This window comes from Collimonas arenae, from assembly GCF_000786695.1.
GTDB classification, from domain to species: Bacteria; Pseudomonadota; Gammaproteobacteria; order Burkholderiales; family Burkholderiaceae_D; genus Collimonas; species Collimonas arenae_A.
Window position 1 is genome coordinate 3,243,241 of sequence record NZ_CP009962.1, and the last position, 16,343, is coordinate 3,259,583.

The 16,343-nt window shown below is 53.1% G+C and carries 14 protein-coding genes and 1 tRNA gene; 6 read left to right on the forward strand and 9 right to left on the reverse strand.

All coding sequences use genetic code 11. The features are described 5' to 3' along the window. Positions 1-70: 70 nt before the first annotated feature. The 4 genes from sdhA to LT85_RS14360 all read right to left on the reverse strand — a co-directional run bounded on the left by sdhA (position 71) and on the right by LT85_RS14360 (position 3,670). Positions 71-1,849, reverse strand: a complete 1,779-nt coding sequence (gene sdhA, locus LT85_RS14345; RefSeq protein ID WP_038489900.1) for a succinate dehydrogenase flavoprotein subunit — start codon at positions 1,847-1,849, stop codon at positions 71-73. A 2-nt stretch (positions 1,850-1,851) separates the two neighbouring features. Further along, positions 1,852-2,217 carry a succinate dehydrogenase, hydrophobic membrane anchor protein gene (gene sdhD, locus LT85_RS14350; RefSeq protein WP_038489902.1) on the reverse strand — a complete coding sequence of 122 codons (366 nt, stop codon included), beginning with the start codon at positions 2,215-2,217 and terminating at the stop codon, positions 1,852-1,854. Further along, positions 2,217-2,627, reverse strand: a complete 411-nt coding sequence (sdhC, locus tag LT85_RS14355; protein WP_038489904.1) for a succinate dehydrogenase, cytochrome b556 subunit — start codon at positions 2,625-2,627, stop codon at positions 2,217-2,219. The genes sdhD and sdhC overlap by 1 nt, the downstream gene beginning before the upstream one ends. Before the next feature lie 236 nt (positions 2,628-2,863). Beyond that, a complete protein-coding gene (locus LT85_RS14360; protein WP_038489906.1) occupies positions 2,864-3,670 on the reverse strand; it encodes a GntR family transcriptional regulator in 807 nt (268 codons plus the stop codon). 445 nt (positions 3,671-4,115) lie between these two features. Between LT85_RS14360 and LT85_RS14365 the strand changes: the two genes are divergently transcribed. The 5 genes from LT85_RS14365 to LT85_RS14385 all read left to right on the forward strand — a co-directional run bounded on the left by LT85_RS14365 (position 4,116) and on the right by LT85_RS14385 (position 11,068). Then, positions 4,116-5,105, forward strand: a complete 990-nt coding sequence (locus tag LT85_RS14365) for a malate dehydrogenase (RefSeq protein ID WP_038489909.1) — start codon at positions 4,116-4,118, stop codon at positions 5,103-5,105. Between the two features lie 89 nt (positions 5,106-5,194). Next, positions 5,195-6,166 (forward strand): HpcH/HpaI aldolase/citrate lyase family protein, encoded by a 972-nt coding sequence (locus LT85_RS14370; protein WP_038489913.1) that lies wholly within the window; start codon positions 5,195-5,197, stop codon positions 6,164-6,166. 58 nt (positions 6,167-6,224) lie between these two features. Continuing rightward, positions 6,225-6,722 carry a hypothetical protein gene (locus LT85_RS14375; protein ID WP_038489917.1) on the forward strand — a complete coding sequence of 166 codons (498 nt, stop codon included), beginning with the start codon at positions 6,225-6,227 and terminating at the stop codon, positions 6,720-6,722. Positions 6,723-6,747: 25 nt separating this feature from the next. Then, positions 6,748-9,459: an aconitate hydratase AcnA gene (gene acnA / locus LT85_RS14380; protein ID WP_038489920.1), complete on the forward strand. Its 2,712-nt coding sequence runs from the start codon at positions 6,748-6,750 to the stop codon at positions 9,457-9,459. 355 nt (positions 9,460-9,814) lie between these two features. Further along, positions 9,815-11,068, forward strand: coding sequence for a DUF2863 family protein (locus LT85_RS14385; RefSeq protein WP_038489923.1), 1,254 nt, complete (start codon positions 9,815-9,817; stop codon positions 11,066-11,068). Between the two features lie 67 nt (positions 11,069-11,135). Here the strand turns inward: LT85_RS14385 and LT85_RS14390 are convergent, their stop codons facing one another. Beyond that, the gene (locus LT85_RS14390) at positions 11,136-12,257 is read right to left on the reverse strand and encodes a M14 family metallopeptidase (protein ID WP_038489926.1); all 1,122 of its coding nucleotides are present in this window, start codon (positions 12,255-12,257) and stop codon (positions 11,136-11,138) included. Positions 12,258-12,424: 167 nt separating this feature from the next. Between LT85_RS14390 and LT85_RS14395 the strand changes: the two genes are divergently transcribed. Further along, a tRNA-Pro gene (locus LT85_RS14395) sits at positions 12,425-12,501 on the forward strand. A gap of 1,242 nt (positions 12,502-13,743) precedes the next feature. Here LT85_RS14395 and LT85_RS14400 read toward each other — a convergent pair. The 4 genes from LT85_RS14400 to LT85_RS26060 all read right to left on the reverse strand — a co-directional run bounded on the left by LT85_RS14400 (position 13,744) and on the right by LT85_RS26060 (position 16,312). Further along, on the reverse strand, positions 13,744-14,196 hold the full coding sequence (locus LT85_RS14400) for a hypothetical protein (protein ID WP_052135192.1): 453 nt from the start codon (positions 14,194-14,196) through the stop codon (positions 13,744-13,746). After that, entirely contained in the window at positions 14,193-14,576 is a 384-nt protein-coding gene (locus tag LT85_RS26640; protein WP_156117532.1) for a hypothetical protein, read from the reverse strand. Before LT85_RS26640 ends, LT85_RS14400 begins: the two co-directional genes overlap by 4 nt. A 334-nt stretch (positions 14,577-14,910) precedes the next feature. Beyond that, positions 14,911-15,315: a ribonuclease toxin immunity protein CdiI gene (gene cdiI / locus LT85_RS14405; RefSeq protein ID WP_156117533.1), complete on the reverse strand. Its 405-nt coding sequence runs from the start codon at positions 15,313-15,315 to the stop codon at positions 14,911-14,913. 7 nt (positions 15,316-15,322) lie between these two features. Beyond that, the gene (locus tag LT85_RS26060; RefSeq protein ID WP_081992396.1) at positions 15,323-16,312 is read right to left on the reverse strand and encodes a CdiA family toxin C-terminal domain-containing protein; all 990 of its coding nucleotides are present in this window, start codon (positions 16,310-16,312) and stop codon (positions 15,323-15,325) included. Positions 16,313-16,343: the final 31 nt, after the last annotated feature.

The following is a 16,343-nucleotide window of genomic DNA, read 5'->3' on the forward strand; positions in this document are numbered from 1 at the left end:
AGGACAGAGTAATTCGCCACGCTACGGTGGCTCTCAAAGCCACCGCTGGCCGCCTCTGTCCCGCAATTGGTCAGAATGTGCGTGGCTTTGGCTTGAACGTATCAACTGTCAACGGCTTGGTGATGACCGGCTTGTAGTCGAGACGATTACCTTCGGAATACCACAAGCTGTGCTTCATCCAGTTTTCATCGTCACGGTGTTCGTAATCGCGATGCGCATGTGCGCCGCGTGATTCTTTACGCGCTGCCGCTGCGGTGATGGTGGCCTTGGCGGTTTCGATCATGTTATCCAGCTCCAGCGCTTCAACGCGCGCTGTATTGAACACTTTCGATTTATCCTTGAACGCAACATGCTTGCGACGCTCATCCAGCACCATGATTTCCTTGTAGCCCTGTTGCAGCAACTCATCGGTACGGAACACGCCACAGTATTGCTGCATAGTCTTGCGGATATCGCCGGCCACGTCTTGCACGCGCTCGGAACCGGTGCTGTTTTCCAGCTTGGCCATGCGCGCCAAAGCGGCGTCCGTGGCATCCGCCGGCAACGGCTTGTTGCTGCGATCTTTAAGCTTGCTGTCGACAATGTGATTACCAGCCGCACGGCCGAACACCACCAGATCCAGCAGCGAGTTGGTGCCCAGGCGATTAGCGCCGTGCACCGATACGCAGGCGCATTCGCCAATTGCATACAGGCCATTCACCACAGCATTCGGGACGCCGTTCTTCGGCACTACCACCTGGCCATAGACGTTAGTCGGGATACCACCCATTTGGTAATGAATGGTCGGCACGACCGGAATCGGCTCTTTCAAGGCGTCAACGTTAGCGAACTTGTGGCCGATTTCCAGAATCGACGGCAGACGCTTCATGATGGTTTCGGCGCCGATATGACGCAGATCCAGCATGACGTGATCTTTGTGAGGACCGCAACCACGGCCTTCCTTGATTTCCTGGTCCATCGACCGCGAGACGAAATCGCGCGGGGCCAGATCTTTCAGGGTTGGTGCGTAACGCTCCATGAAACGTTCGCCGTTGGCGTTGATCAGGATACCGCCCTCGCCGCGAACGCCTTCTGTAATCAACACACCCGCCCCGGCTACGCCAGTTGGGTGGAATTGCCAGAACTCCATGTCTTCCAATGGAATGCCAGCGCGCGCCGCCATACCCATACCGTCACCGGTATTGATGAAGGCATTGGTGGACGCCGCCCAGATACGCCCTGCTCCGCCGGTCGCCATCACCGTGGTCTTGGCTTCCAGCATCATGACTTCGCCGGTTTCCATTTCCAGAGCAACGACGCCGATGACATCGCCTTCGGCATCCCGCACCAGGTCGATCGCCATCCATTCAACGAAGAAATGGGTCTTGGCGCGGACATTACGCTGATACAGCGTGTGCAACAGCGCGTGGCCGGTACGGTCAGCAGCAGCGCAAGCACGCGCTACCGGCTTTTCGCCGAAGTTGGCCGAGTGGCCGCCGAACGGACGCTGATAAATGGTGCCATCGGCGTTACGATCGAACGGCATGCCGAAATGCTCCAGCTCATACACTGCTTTAGGCGCTTCGCGACACATAAATTCGATCGCATCCTGGTCGCCCAGGTAATCCGAGCCCTTGATGGTGTCAAACATGTGCCAGTACCAGCTGTCCTCGGACATGTTACCCAGCGAGGCGCCAATACCGCCCTGCGCCGCAACCGTGTGCGAACGGGTAGGAAACACCTTCGACAAGACCGCAACATTCAAACCAGCTTCCGCCAATTGCAGCGAAGCACGCATGCCCGAACCACCGGCGCCAACGATTACCGCATCAAAGCGGCGTGTAGGAATTGTGGATTTGATTGATGACACGATTACACTCTCCACAAAATCTGCGCCGCCCATCCGGCACAACCGACCAACCACAAAATTGTGGCAACTTGCAAGACCAGGCGCAGAGCGACAGGCTTGACGTAATCCATCCAGATATCACGCACACCGATCCATGCATGAAAAAACAGTGCCATCAGCGCTACGAAAGTAGCCAGCTTGAACCACTGGTGAGAAAACAGGCCTGCCCAGCCTTCATACGTGAAGTTGCTGGCGGTCAGAAAGGAAACCAGCAAAATGACGGTATAGACCGCCATCACGATCGCTGTTGCACGCTGCGCGAGCCAGTCGCGCAAACCGTAATGCGCGCCGACAACCAGACGCTTGCCACCGATATTATTATCTGCCATTAGAATGCTCCGAACAGTTTCAATGCAACGATCAGCGCCAACGGCAGGCTGATCACCAATACGCTGGCAGCCGATTTGCGCGCGCTATCCTTGCTCAGGCCGATGTGGTTATCCATGACGAGGTGGCGAATGCCGGCGCAGAAATGATGCAGGTATGCCCAGGACAGGGCCAGGATGACGAGCTTGACAAACCAGCCCGACGTAAAGCCTTTGAAGTATTCGAAGGACGTCTCAGATACCAGGCTCTTATCCAGCATGAACAAGATAAAAGGCAGCAACAGAAACATCAACAAGCCACTAATGCGATGCAAAATCGAAATAATGCCTGCCAGCGGCAAGCGGTAACCCACAATTTGTGTAATGTTTATATTACGAAACTGTGGCCGATTGGGTTTCGCGGCTTCAGACATAACAGGGTTCTCCTCAGTTTAAAATTTTGATGCTTTTTTGACGCTCTAAGTTGACGATCTAAGCAATCCCGCAATTTTCGCCGATTTTTGTGCAGCACACCAATATTTATTATTCGTTATTGCGCAATTCCTTATTGCGAATTGCTGCTAGCACATCTTAGAACTTTGCCATTCTGCCACCAGTCGGCCGCACTCACACGCAACCGGCAATTCTGCCCCGAGCGTCAAGCAAACCCTCAACTCAACTCATTCTGGTAATGATGACGATTGGTCACATACAGCCCACGCCGCACTTCCACCGGCTTGTCGCCATAGGTAAAAGACACGCGCTCGACGCAAAGCAAAGGCGACAATTTTTCCACAGCCAGCAACTCGGCGGCATCTGCATCCGCGCTAGCGGCGCGAATCTGCTCAGTCGCGCGAATCATGCGCGTGCCGAATTCGGTTTCAAACAGACCGTACATCGGCCCCTTATATTCAGCCAGGCGCTCTAGCGTCAACGCCTTGAACAGCGCGCCCGGCAACCACAACTCTTCCAGTATCGTCGGCACCCCGTCAAAAGCCAGCACGCGCTTGACATAAACTACGGAGTCACCTGATTTCATACCCAACTGGCGCGCAATATCCGCCGGCGCACGCAAACGCTTCAGCTCAATTACTCTTTTATCGGTGACTTGCGGCTCATCGCTGTCCGGCATCAGACGCAGGAAACGGAATTGCGAGCGCGCTTCGTGATGAGTGGCGACGAAAGTGCCCTTACCTTGGCGTCGCACCAGCAGGTTTTCCGCCGCCAGTTCGTCAATTGCCTTGCGCACGGTCCCCTGACTCACCTTGAAACGGTTGCCAAGTTCGACTTCGCTGGGGATCAATTCGCCGGACTTCCACTCACCGGACTGCAGGCGCTGCATGATCAACGCCTTGATTTGCTGGTAGAGCGGACTAAAAGTCGGGGAGCTTGCCGGCGAAGCTGCCGGGGACGCTCCGGGGGCAGCGGCGCTCGGGCTGGCTGGGTCACTACTCGGATTGGACGGGATGGAACTCATAACCTCGGATTTCACCATAAAACAGCCATTGTCGTCCAGAAAAAAATGCTCAATGATATGTCTTATATAAGATATAAGATATTGATTGACATACCATGTTGCCAAGCCTAAACTCGCGGGCATTAGACTTAATTGATAGCCTGCACAACAAGCAAATCAAAGCAAACCGGTTTCAGGTCAACGCCGGACACAGTGTCGAAGTTATAAGCTGCAATCTGCGGTTGCAATTTTCAACCGCCGAATCTACGCGAAACAAACTGACGACTGTGGCTTTCGTCGGTATCATTAGAGGTTACGTGTTAGGTATTGAGTCGCCGCTTTTGTTTCTGGCTGGGACTTTTGTAATTTGACCGTTGTAAACGGTAGGGACAGAGTAATTCGCCGCGTCACGTTGGCCATTGAACTCTGTCCCGCAATTTTTTTATCACCTCTCTGGAGATTCAACATGGCTAAGTCCCCTCTGCGTGTTGCCGTTACCGGCGCCGCTGGTCAAATCGGTTATTCCCTGTTGTTCCGCATCGCCAATGGCGACCTGCTCGGCAAAGACCAACCGGTCATTCTGCAACTGCTGGAAATCCCTGACGAAAAAGCACAAAAAGCGCTGAAAGGCGTGATCATGGAAGTCGACGATTGCGCCTTCCCGCTGCTGGCTGGCATCACTGCCCACAGCGATCCGCTGACTGCATTCAAGGATGCTGACGTTGCCTTGCTGGTTGGCGCCCGCCCACGCGGCCCAGGCATGGAGCGCAAAGACCTGCTGGAAGCCAATGCACAGATTTTCACAGTGCAAGGCAAGGCGCTGGATGCTGTTGCTTCGCGCAATGTCAAGGTACTGGTGGTTGGCAATCCAGCCAACACCAACGCTTACATCGCCATGAAATCGGCGCCTAACCTGCCAGCCAAGAACTTTACAGCGATGCTGCGCCTGGACCACAACCGCGCCTTGTCGCAAGTTGCGGCCAAGATCGGCAAACCGGTTTCCGCTATTGAAAAACTGTGCGTATGGGGCAACCACTCGCCAACCATGTACGCAGACTATCGCTACGCGACAGCCGACGGCGCATCGGTCAAAGACCTGATCAACGACCAAGTCTGGAACAAGGACGTGTTCCTGCCAACAGTTGGCAAGCGCGGCGCAGCGATCATCGAAGCACGCGGCCTGTCGTCGGCAGCCTCTGCTGCTAACGCAGCAATCGACCACGTACGCGACTGGGTACTGGGTACCAACGGCAAGTGGACCACCATGGGCGTGCCGTCCGATGGCTCTTACGGCATCCCTGAAGGCACCATGTTCGGCTTCCCTGTCACAACCGAGAACGGCGAATACAAAATCGTTCAAGGCTTGGAAATCGACGCGTTCTCGCAAGAGCGCATCAACCTCACGCTGAAAGAGCTGCAAGAAGAGCGTGATGGCGTGAAACACTTGGTCGGCTAAACCCGCACTGAGCAACACCTGCATGGCAACACAGCCATTGCCATGCAGCGCCTGACTTTGTTTGTCCGCAACTTTAAGAATACTTCGCAATGCACCCTACCCAGGTCTTATTCCTAGGCAAGCAACAGCCGGTCTCGCTACCGGTCTGCGATCATTACGCCGGCGCTGAAAAGCTCATGCGTAAATCGATCGACCTGCAACAGGAACTAGGCCCGGTCTTTGACATTACGCTGGACTGCGAAGACGGCGCCAGCGCCGGCAACGAAGCAGTCCATGCGCAACTGGTCGCCAGCATCATCTCCGGCGCAGACAACCGCTTCGAACGCATAGGTGCTCGCGTACACGATAGCGGCAATGCTTTTTTCGAACAAGATATCAAGATCATCTGCCAGGGCGCCGCCAACCGGCTGGCTTACCTGATGCTGCCGAAGGTCGAAAGCGTGGCGGAAGTTATCGCCGCCATTGACCTCATCGGGCACCATAGCAGCCGCGCCGGCCGGGAAAACCTGCCGGTCCACGTTTTGATAGAAACCCACGGCGCATTGGCTGATGTCTTCGCCATCGCCGCCCTGCCGCAAGTACAGTCGCTGTCCTTCGGCATCATGGATTTTGTATCCGCCCATTATGGTGCGATTCCGAGTGCGGCGATGCGCTCTCCCGGCCAGTTCAGCCATCCGCTGGTAGCCCGTGCCAAGCTGGAAATTGCTGCAGCCTGCCATGCGCACGGCAAGGCGCCATCGCATAACGTCACCACCGACATCAAGGATAGCGCCAGCGTCGCTGCCGATGCCGGTCGCGCCAGGGAGGAGTTCGGCTACACCCGGATGTGGAGCATCCATCCACAGCAGATCAAGCCGATATTGAACGCATTTACCCCGCCGCAATCTGAAATAGCCGTTGCGGCACAGATTCTGCTTGCAGCCCAGCAAGCAGAATGGGGACCGATACAACACGAGGGCACGCTGCATGACCGCGCCAGTTACCGGTATTACTGGAGCGTACTGCAGCGGGCAAAAAATAGCGGCGCCGCATTACCTGAAACTACCAGTACCTTGTTATAACCGCATCCGCCGTTACTGAAATAAGCGACGGATTGCATTATGGAGCAATGAAATGAGAATGAGCCTGTCAACGAGTTTGTCCGCCCTGGTTTTGCTGTGCGCCAGCCTGGCAGTGGTAGCGCCGCAGGCGCAAGCCCAAACCAGCACCACGACAAAAAAGACCACAAAAAAAGCAGCAAAGAAGCCTGCAGCGAAAGCTGCTCCCGTCGAAGTGGATGACGGTGAAGACGAAGGCACGCCGGATATCAAAACCTCAGTTTCCGTCGACTACAAATGCGAACTTGGCAACAGCCTGACCATTTACACCAATGCCGAGGACGACAAACATATCGCGCTGCGCTGGGGCAAAACCCTGCACCGCCTGACGCGCGTGCCGACCACCACCGGCGCCAACCGCTTTGAAAACCGCAAATACGGCCTGCTGTGGATCGGCATCCCGGCCAAGGGCATTTTGCTCGATTCAAAACAAGGACATCAACTGGCGAATGAATGCAAATCGCCGACGCAAGAAGAAATGCCTGCCCCGACCCCAGTTGATCCGGCAAACAGTTTGTAATTTAGTTGTAACCTCAGGAGATATCATGTCCCGTAATACGTTGAACACACTCAAGGAATTCAAGATTTCCGATTCCAAGAAAGGCAAATTCTATTCCTTGCCTGCCCTGGAGAAAAAACTCGGCGTCAACATCTCGCGCTTGCCAGTATCGATCCGCGTCGTGCTGGAATCCGTACTGCGTAACTGCGACGGCAAGAAAGTCACCGAAGAGCATGTCAAGCAGCTCGCCAACTGGGGCGCAACGGCAGCCCGCACCGATGAAATCCCTTTCGTCGTGGCGCGCGTAGTACTGCAAGATTTTACCGGCGTACCGCTGCTGGCCGACCTGGCTGCAATGCGCAACGTCGCAGCAAGCCTGGGCAAGAACGCCAAGAACATCGAGCCGCTGGTGCCGGTCGACCTGGTCGTCGACCACTCGGTGCAGATCGACCATTTCCGTGAAAAGAAAGCGCTCGACCTCAACATGAAACTGGAATTCCAGCGCAACAACGAGCGCTACCAGTTCATGAAATGGGGCATGCAGGCATTCGATACTTTCGGCGTCGTGCCTCCAGGTTTCGGCATCGTCCACCAGGTAAACCTTGAATACCTGGCGCGCGGCGTCCACAAGAAGGATTCGGTCTACTATCCAGATACTCTGGTTGGTACTGATTCCCACACCACTATGATCAATGGCATCGGCGTAGTCGGCTGGGGCGTGGGCGGCATCGAGGCGGAAGCCGGCATGCTGGGTCAACCGGTTTACTTCCTGACGCCTGACGTCGTCGGCGTGAACCTGACCGGCCAGTTGCGTGAAGGCGTTACCGCCACCGATCTGGTCCTGACCATCACCGAATTGTTGCGCAAGGCAAAAGTCGTCGGCAAGTTCGTCGAGTTCTTCGGCGAAGGCACAGCCTCGCTGAGCCTGACCGACCGTGCGACTATCGCCAATATGGCGCCTGAATACGGCGCGACCATGGGCTTCTTCCCGGTTGACGATGCGACCATCGAATACTTCCAGGGCACTGGCCGCAGCAAGGCAGAAATCGATGCTTTCGCTGGTTATTTCAAAGCACAAAACCTGTACGGCATTCCAAAGGCAGGCGACATCGACTACACCACCGTCGTCGAACTCGATCTGGCTACTGTCGCACCGTCACTGGCTGGCCCGAAGCGTCCGCAAGACCGTATCGAAATCGGCCATGTCAAAGCCAACTTCGCCGAACTGTTCAGCAAGCCAATCGCAGAAAACGGCTTCAACAAGAAAATCGAAGACCTGGATGCGACCTACGTCAATGCCGACGGCGTCAATCTGCAAAACGGCGACGTGCTGATCGCTGCAATCACATCTTGCACCAACACCTCCAACCCAAGCGTCATGCTGGCGGCCGGTTTGCTGGCCAAGAAAGCGGTTGAAGCCGGCCTCAAGGTATCGTCGCATATCAAGACTTCGCTGGCCCCTGGCTCACGCGTCGTTACCGAATACCTGGAAGCGGCAGGCTTGCTGCCATACCTGGAAAAGCTCGGCTTCGGCGTCACCGCCTACGGCTGCACCACTTGTATCGGCAACGCCGGCGACCTGACCCCAGCCATGAACGAAGCTATCGTCAAGAACGACGTGGTGGCCTCGGCTGTATTGTCCGGCAACCGTAACTTCGAAGCGCGGATCCATCCGAACATTCGCTCCAACTTCCTGGCCTCGCCACCGCTGGTCGTCGCTTACGCGATCGCCGGCAACATGACACGCGACCTGATGACGGAGCCGGTTGGCAAGGGCAAGGGTGGCAAAGATATCTATCTGGGCGACATTTGGCCAACTTCGCAAGAAGTCGCCAAGCTGATGAAGTTTGCGATGAACGCCAAGACCTTCAAGACCAACTATGCCGACGTCAAGGGCGCACCAGGCAAGCTGTGGGAAGCCATCAAGGGCGTCGCCGGCGGCGAAGTCTATAACTGGCCGAAATCGACCTACATCGCAGAGCCACCGTTCTTCCAGGATTTCACCATGGTGCCGAAGGCTGCAGCGACCGGCATCACCGGCGCCCGTGCACTGGGCGTGTTCGGCGATTCGATCACTACCGATCACATCTCGCCAGCTGGCTCCATCAAGGAATCCAGCCCGGCAGGTAAATGGCTGACTGCCAACGGCGTACTGAAGGCTGACTTCAACTCCTACGGCTCGCGTCGCGGCAATCACGAAATCATGATGCGCGGTACTTTCGCTAACGTCCGCATCAAGAACCTGATGATTCCTGCCACACCGGACGGTTCGCGAATTGAAGGCGGCATCACCCTGCACCAGCCAAGCGGCAAGGAAACGTCGATCTATGACGCGGCTATGGAATACGTCAAGGACGACGTGCCTACCATGGTGTTTGCCGGCGAAGAATACGGCACTGGTTCGTCGCGCGACTGGGCTGCCAAGGGCACTCAACTGCTGGGCGTGAAAGCCGTGTTTGCCCGTTCGTTCGAGCGCATCCACCGCTCCAACCTGGTCGGCATGGGTGTATTGCCACTGCAATTCATCGGTACCGACAGCGTGCAAACGCTGGGCATCACCGGCAACGAGACTTTCGACCTGAAGGGTATCGACGGCGAAATCAAGCCACAGCAAGACGCTATCCTGGTGATCCGTCGCGCCAACGGTGAAACCAAGGAAGTCAAGGTTTTGCTGCGTATCGATACGCCAATCGAAGTCGACTACTACAAACACGGCGGCATCCTGCCATTCGTGTTGCGTCAGTTGCTGGCGGCATAACAGCTGTAACCCGCAGTTTGCTTTAACCCCAAACGCCGGCAATGCCGGCGTTTGTCATTTCTGCCACTAATTTCTTCTTGAAATCTCGTCACGTAGTTTTATTCAACATACGGTTAAATCCACTACAATAGGATTTTGCAGTCTTCCTGCCTCAGAGTCCTCGAAAACTCTCAGCAAGCGGTCGTAGGCCAGAAGGCAGCACGGAAAAGCGGCGCATATTTGTCGATACATTGATCAACGAGTATGTGAGCGTCTCTTTGCCCGCTGGCGCCATTGGATGTGCAAGAAGCATCCGTTACGGCCGCGCAGTAAGATATTGACTATGTTGTCAGCTCAGCTCCTTACCTTACCTACTATGCGCCGTCCGTCAAAAAAACCTTCCCGTAAATTTTCTGCCGACAGCCACCGTTTGGCCGAGTTGGCGCAAGCATTGATTCAAGCCTCCAGCCGTCTTGAGGAGCGTGCCTGGGAGCGCGATATTGAAGCGCTTCTCAACAAGCATTTCAAGGCGCAGCATCAAGAGCCGATCGACGGCGCCCTGGAGCAGTTGTTCCCGACCGAACCTGACGGCTATGACGTCCTGATGGACGTAGTTGAAGCCTGTAGCGAATCCAGCACCATCGAGCATCAAGGAAAACAGTATGACTGCCTGCTAATCGGCATTCCATTGCTGGCATGGACCCGCTTTTCGATCGGATCGGGGCCGGTTGCGGCCGACGTCATGCTGACCGTCAGCGCTCATCTGCACGCCCACATTCTGGCTCCGGATGTGCAGAGCGCCATCGTGCCGTCGCTGTACGCCATCGATCAGTTACCGCGCAGCCACGCCGATACCTTCGCTTTGCTGCAGCAATTGTCGCAAGCAGCGCTGAACGCAACGCCAGTGCGCAGTCCCGCCAATCCACCACAAACTGCGCCCTACCTGGCTGACACCCGTTACCTGCTGGCCGCCCTGGTGGTGCCGAGCGGCATGCCGCTATTTCACTGGCAAGTGGCGCACGGGCAAGCCGGACATATCGCTGCCAACAAGGAACAAGCGCTGGAACAATGGCGCAACCAGGTCACGCCCAGCATTACCCGTCTGCTGCCCGGTTGCGGGGTCCAGCTGCTGCTGCCGGAGGCTTACTATGCCGCCTGCCGCGAAGCCGACCTGCAAATTCGCCCAGCCTCCCTGCGCGCCGCCAGCTATTACCTGTCGCACACGCTGGATATTGCATCGAAGGATTTGCATGCCAGCATCGGCCGCTTCAGCGAGCAGCCGGAAAGCGGCCGCGTCGATGAATACCGCATCGGCTTTTCCGTGGGCCAGACCAACGAGATCATCTACGGCGTAGTCTGGCCGCTCTACGGGCCGGAAGAAGCCAACGAAGAAATCATTACGCGCTCCAGCGACAGCGATGCCGCCACGGCAGAGCCGGAAACCCCGCTCGAGCAGATCCTGAGCCTGTTGCGCGAATGCGGCATTGATGATATCCAGCGGCATACCGACCTGTTTGCGATGGAGTTTTGCGACGATTGCGGTACGCCGTTTTATCCCGACCGCGAAGGCGATCTGGTGCACCCCGAGACGCCAGAGGATACGCCGAGCGGATCGGCGCATTTTCACTAATCGACTACGAACACTGGTATTACAGGCCTAATCCGCAATACCAGTTTCATCGATAAAACGATCGATCTTATTCAAACGCCCGCAAGATCGGCTGCAATACAACTTCACCCAGACGTGCGCTGCGTGCGCCGTCCCAACCAACCTGGACATCCGGCAGATTGGCGTTATCCTTGAACGGCAGTTCCAGCGTCAGCGATACGCACTTGAAAGTGTGGCCGATATATTTGGACGCCAGCGTCAATACGTCACTGCTGTATTTGCTCGCTGAATAACCGAATTCAGTCTGGAAATCCGGGCTGGCGCGCTGGAAGTCGTCAATGAATTTTTGCTGCTCTACCGCTTGTTGCGGACTAAAGTCTTCCAGCATTTCCGAACCGGCCACGAAGATATACGGTAAAGCTTCATCACCGTGCACATCGAGGAACAGGTCGCAGCCGACTTCATGGATCTTGTTTTTCACCGCAAATACTTCCGGGCTACGCTCCAGCGACGGCGTCATCCATTCGCGATTCAGATTGGCGCCGGCGGCATTGGTGCGCAAGTTACCGCGCACCGAGCCATCAGGATTCATGTTCGGCACGATATAAAACACTGCATGCTGCAATACCTTGGTCGCCAGCGGGTTAGCACTATCCAGCAAGGCATCAACCATGCCCTCTACAAACCATTCCGCCATGGTTTCACCAGGATGTTGGCGAGCGATGACCCACACTTTCTTGGCAGCGTTAGGATTACCGATCACCAGCAAGTTCATATCCCGACCATCGACGGTAGTACCGATATCCCGCACGCGCGCCAGCGGCGATTGTTCCGCCTGTCCCAGCAACGCCAGGTGACGCTCCCAGGAATACGGCTCGAAATAAGCGTAGTAGACACTATCGTAATCCGGCGTATGGCTGATGGTCATGACCTGGCCGTCGAAGCTGGTCGGCACCCGGAACCAGTTTTCGCGATCATAGCTGGCCACCGCCTGGTAGCCCTCCCACCCTTTTGGATAGGTGGTTGCGCCAGCATTCAGAAAACGAATGGTGCAATCCTCATCGCGTGCGCCTTGCAAGCGAAAATAAAACCACTGTGTGAAATCGGCATGCGAATCGCTGCGGATTTTCAATTCAATCTGCTGAGGACTATCCGCGCGCACGACTTCAATCGCTGCGGCGTCAAACTGCTGGCTAATTTTTATTGACATAAGATTATTTCAAAGAGGATCGCCTTCCGCGAGGCATCTGATCATTGTCAATGACTGCACAACAACCAGCGCCAGCGCCGACCAGACAACGATTGGAAAATTTTTAAACATTCTTTGTATTCCGTTGGAAACAAAGCAATTTTGCTCTGATATAATAACAGGCTTGTCGGGGCGTAGCGCAGCCTGGTAGCGTACTTGCATGGGGTGCAAGGGGTCGGAAGTTCGAATCTTCTCGCCCCGACCAATTGAATCAATGACTTACGGCGCAAGCTGTATAAACGGACAGCACTGTATATTAGACATTGTCTAATATACAGTGCTGTTTTTTTATGCCCTTGCTGAGGCAAACACTGGGGGGGGGCTTTGCAAATTTGCCTCCAACGTCCCGATAGGCCGCCTCGGACACGATTGGACTCGAACCAAATAGATAGGGGTATTGAGGGGAACGTAGGGGAACTCGCCATAGTGCGCCTTCTCCTGTCTTTACCCTTAACACCCCTAATTCGTCCCCGGATTCGTCCCCAGAACCTGCCCCAACGGATAGGCTATGAAGCTACCGTCTCAATCATACATTTCCTCTTTAAGATCAATGAGTTAAGCTATTTTTAATGCGATATTAAATCGCAACTCTAAATTACATAACCCATTGATTTAACTAATTTCTTACTTTCACAATATCGCAATTCTCTAGGGCAGATAATGTCATCGAGTATGGGATTGTGATTCCTGTTGTCGCGGGTTCGAGTCCCGTCAGCCACCCCAACTAATTCAATAGAATCAAATAGTTAGACATATTCTATATTTTCGCATCGTGAAATTCACAACGGAAATCAGAATTTAACAACGAAGCCCACCTTAGCCGTGGGCTTTTTTGCGTTTGCGGCAGATTGTTGGGGTATCAATCCAGCCATTGGGGCGATACGGATTAGTTTATCATTCGCTAACGGTCGCCGATAGGCTATGAACCTGTAACACGGGTACTTTAGGCGTAATCGAGGGTACTCTGTCATAGTCCGGCTTCCCCTCTGACGCCCTCAAATATATCCGCACTATCCCTGAGTAGGTCAAACGTCGGTAGCACAGATTTCCTGCGTAGTGGCATCGACACCTGCAACAAAGCCAGTAGCCTGACCTACAACCCTAAAGCAAGCAATTTTTCCAAAGTTGATTTAATAACATTGGGTTCAACACTAATGTACTTATTCCAGCATACGTCTTGACCACGCGGATAACCTAACAGGTGATTCATTGCACCAATCACAGCCGCACCCACGTTTGAATCGTGAACATTAACTTCGGGCCACGCTTCGCGTACGGCTGCAAGTTGCTTCCTTGAAATCCCAAATAAAGTTTCAAATTCCCATTCAGGACAAAATTCTTCCTGTTCAAGCGCGGATAGACATTCAAAAACGGTTTGCAGCTCCCGCTCAGATAGCGTATCAATAATATTTCTAATAAGTCACCTTAAGATAGTGGAACATCTATTTTAAATAAGCAAACTCGCTCGGACATGTTCTGCTAAACCTAGCAGATCAGCGTATGCATTAATAGCGAGCTCTGGATAGTGCTGTTCGATATAGTGATGAACATCGTGAGTTCCTTTGTCAATCGCTTCTGTTCTTAGATCATCAACAAATTTTGGATGAATTACCCAATTTATCCCTGATAATACTAGCCGTTCATGCCCTATGAAATTCCATTTGACCATTCCTTCATAACCCTCGACAGCCGATTTCAATTTCGCCAAAAAATCTTTGTTTTCCGATTGAAATCTAACTGTTGTAAATGGAGGAAGTTGGGAATGGTCTTCTCGCAAAAATGTGCCATTTTTCATTTCAACCTCAACAATTCTTTGCCGATACTTCCGCCATTCGATTTCAGCAAATTCTTGGATTACTAAAAACAACTCATCCCCATTAGCTAAACTAAGATTATTCATTTCCCGCCTCTCACTGCTGAGATAGAAACTCCGCCAGGATTGGTATTCGTTATTAACTGCAACCAATCACCTTTTGGTATCGGCGTCGACGATACTCGTGGATCATATACATAACGCCCATCTGTAAATACCTGATGGTACGACTGACCGCTTTCAAGATTTCCATTTTCGTATACATTCAGACTATTTGGCGTATTTGGTGTCACCTTGATAACTTGCCCTTTTCCACCTGAAGCATTGTACAAATACCCTGCAATGTCGGAGCAATCACCGCACTCAACGTTCGCGACCATATTTTGTACTTGAGGGGTTTTCATTGCATTAACAACCGTCTGATCTGGGGGGAAATCAGAGTTTGGGGTGCGTACTGGTCGATTCATGCCAGGCAACGTCGACGAACTGCCTTGGGCTGGCCTTGTCCCTTGCGTACTACTACCGTCACTACTAGAATTTTCACTTCCACTGTCATTGCTAGTAGACAAGCACGTTACTCGGCAATTTGCCTGTCGAGCCATAAACAACGACTGGCGGCAGCAGCATCTCACAGGCTGGTGGCAGACACATACCAACAGGTGGCGTCACCACCGCACCAGCGCTTCCCGTCGGCCCAGAACCATCAGGAAGGTCAGGCGGAGTCTGCGGAATGGCATTAGGCCCGCGCGTTAAAACATTTCCAAACAGGTTAATACCCTGACGCGTAGTATCGACTAACCGTTAATCGGTTTCCTTATCAAAATTCTGACTTAATTCGTGACGAAAATTATCGACTTCCCCCTTATATTCCGGGTGTTCTTTGGCAAATAAATCAAATGCTAAAGAGGCGAGTTCTATAAATTTATCTTCAGCAATTACTATTTCATAATTTCCATACCAAAATTTTACGCCTTTAAAATGTCCACTCGGATCGGCATCCACAAAATCAGGAAATATGCATCCGGCCCCTTCTGGTACCCATCCAATCTTTTTCACAAGACGAGACATGCCTTCAAGAAATTCCTGAGGCCATCTGATGCTATTAAAATAGTCTTTTACTATCCAGTAAGAATCATTTTCTCGATCTAATTGTTCAAATAAATATGGATTCATCGCATGAAATTCGTCATGTTTTGAATTATTCATACTCACCTCACTTTGGAAAGAAATTGGTAATATTTTTGGTTACAGGATCAATGTACACACGGAAAATCAATCCTCCAGCGGCAGCATCAAATTGCGTTTTTCCTGCTGCGATTGCAGCTGCATAACCATTGGTGGCAGCTTGCTCACCCATTTTTGTCACCGTTTGTGTCGAGATTATTGATGGGTCATAAATCGTTTTCGTATATTCTTGATTTTTATATACTGTCTGCCCCGTTACATCGACCACAATACTTCCATCTGGATTTTTTGCAGGAATTTTGTACGTAACATTTGTAATTCCATCTACCGATCCGGGACTGGTATTAACGATATCCAATTTATTTTGAGTCACAGCTTGATTAAACGCGTTCGTAGTATGCGCTCCTCCTACCCCGCTTTGTTGACTGAATCCATCAACTGATGTTAGATGATTTTCAATATTGGCATTAAAAGCTGGCTGAGTCGATGCCCCCGTCGGCGATGCCTGTGAACCCGTATTTGTTGTTGAACCATTATTTTTAGTATTGCTATCGCTGCTATTCGAGTTAGTGCTCCCACTATTATCGCCGGTAGACAAAAGCACGTTGCTCGGCAAGTTACTTGTCGAACCATAGACAGTAATTGGCGGCAACATAGTACAGATCGGCGGCTCACAGATCGGTATCGCTGGCGTCACTACCGCACCAGCGCTTCCCGTTGGCCCAGAGCCATCCGGCAAGTCTGGTGGAGTCTGCGGAAGGGCATTAGGCCCGTGTGTTAAAACGTATCCAAGCAAATTAATAGCGTCACGCGTGGTATCAGATAATGCGTTTACTACCCGAGTTCCCGTATCAAATGCCATGTCAGTGAAGCCATAGGTACTAAACGCTCCTGTACTTAACAGCAGGTTTTGCTCTGCGATATCTGACGCGCCACGGGCTTGCTGGGCCAGCGCCGCAGCCTTGTTTGGATCCGTATCCAACAGGCCGGTCACACATTGTATATTGCGCACCAGCATTAACCCCTGCCGCAATTTAAAATTGATACAT

Excerpts from the sequence above, each read along its gene's own strand:
- sdhD (WP_038489902.1), bottom strand. The coding sequence starts at position 2,217 with ATGGCAGATAATAATATCGGTGGCAAGCGTCTGGTTGTCGGCGCGCAT.
- sdhC (WP_038489904.1), bottom strand. The coding sequence starts at position 2,627 with ATGTCTGAAGCCGCGAAACCCAATCGGCCACAGTTTCGTAATATAAAC.
- LT85_RS14360 (WP_038489906.1), bottom strand. The coding sequence starts at position 3,670 with ATGAGTTCCATCCCGTCCAATCCGAGTAGTGACCCAGCCAGCCCGAGC.
- LT85_RS14365 (WP_038489909.1), top strand. The coding sequence starts at position 4,116 with ATGGCTAAGTCCCCTCTGCGTGTTGCCGTTACCGGCGCCGCTGGTCAA.
- LT85_RS14370 (WP_038489913.1), top strand. The coding sequence starts at position 5,195 with ATGCACCCTACCCAGGTCTTATTCCTAGGCAAGCAACAGCCGGTCTCG.
- LT85_RS14375 (WP_038489917.1), top strand. The coding sequence starts at position 6,225 with ATGAGCCTGTCAACGAGTTTGTCCGCCCTGGTTTTGCTGTGCGCCAGC.
- acnA (WP_038489920.1), top strand. The coding sequence starts at position 6,748 with ATGTCCCGTAATACGTTGAACACACTCAAGGAATTCAAGATTTCCGAT.
- LT85_RS14385 (WP_038489923.1), top strand. The coding sequence starts at position 9,815 with ATGCGCCGTCCGTCAAAAAAACCTTCCCGTAAATTTTCTGCCGACAGC.
- LT85_RS14390 (WP_038489926.1), bottom strand. The coding sequence starts at position 12,257 with ATGTCAATAAAAATTAGCCAGCAGTTTGACGCCGCAGCGATTGAAGTC.
- LT85_RS14400 (WP_052135192.1), bottom strand. The coding sequence starts at position 14,196 with ATGAATAATCTTAGTTTAGCTAATGGGGATGAGTTGTTTTTAGTAATC.
- LT85_RS26640 (WP_156117532.1), bottom strand. The coding sequence starts at position 14,576 with ATGAATCGACCAGTACGCACCCCAAACTCTGATTTCCCCCCAGATCAG.
- cdiI (WP_156117533.1), bottom strand. The coding sequence starts at position 15,315 with ATGAATAATTCAAAACATGACGAATTTCATGCGATGAATCCATATTTA.
- LT85_RS26060 (WP_081992396.1), bottom strand. The coding sequence starts at position 16,312 with ATGCTGGTGCGCAATATACAATGTGTGACCGGCCTGTTGGATACGGAT.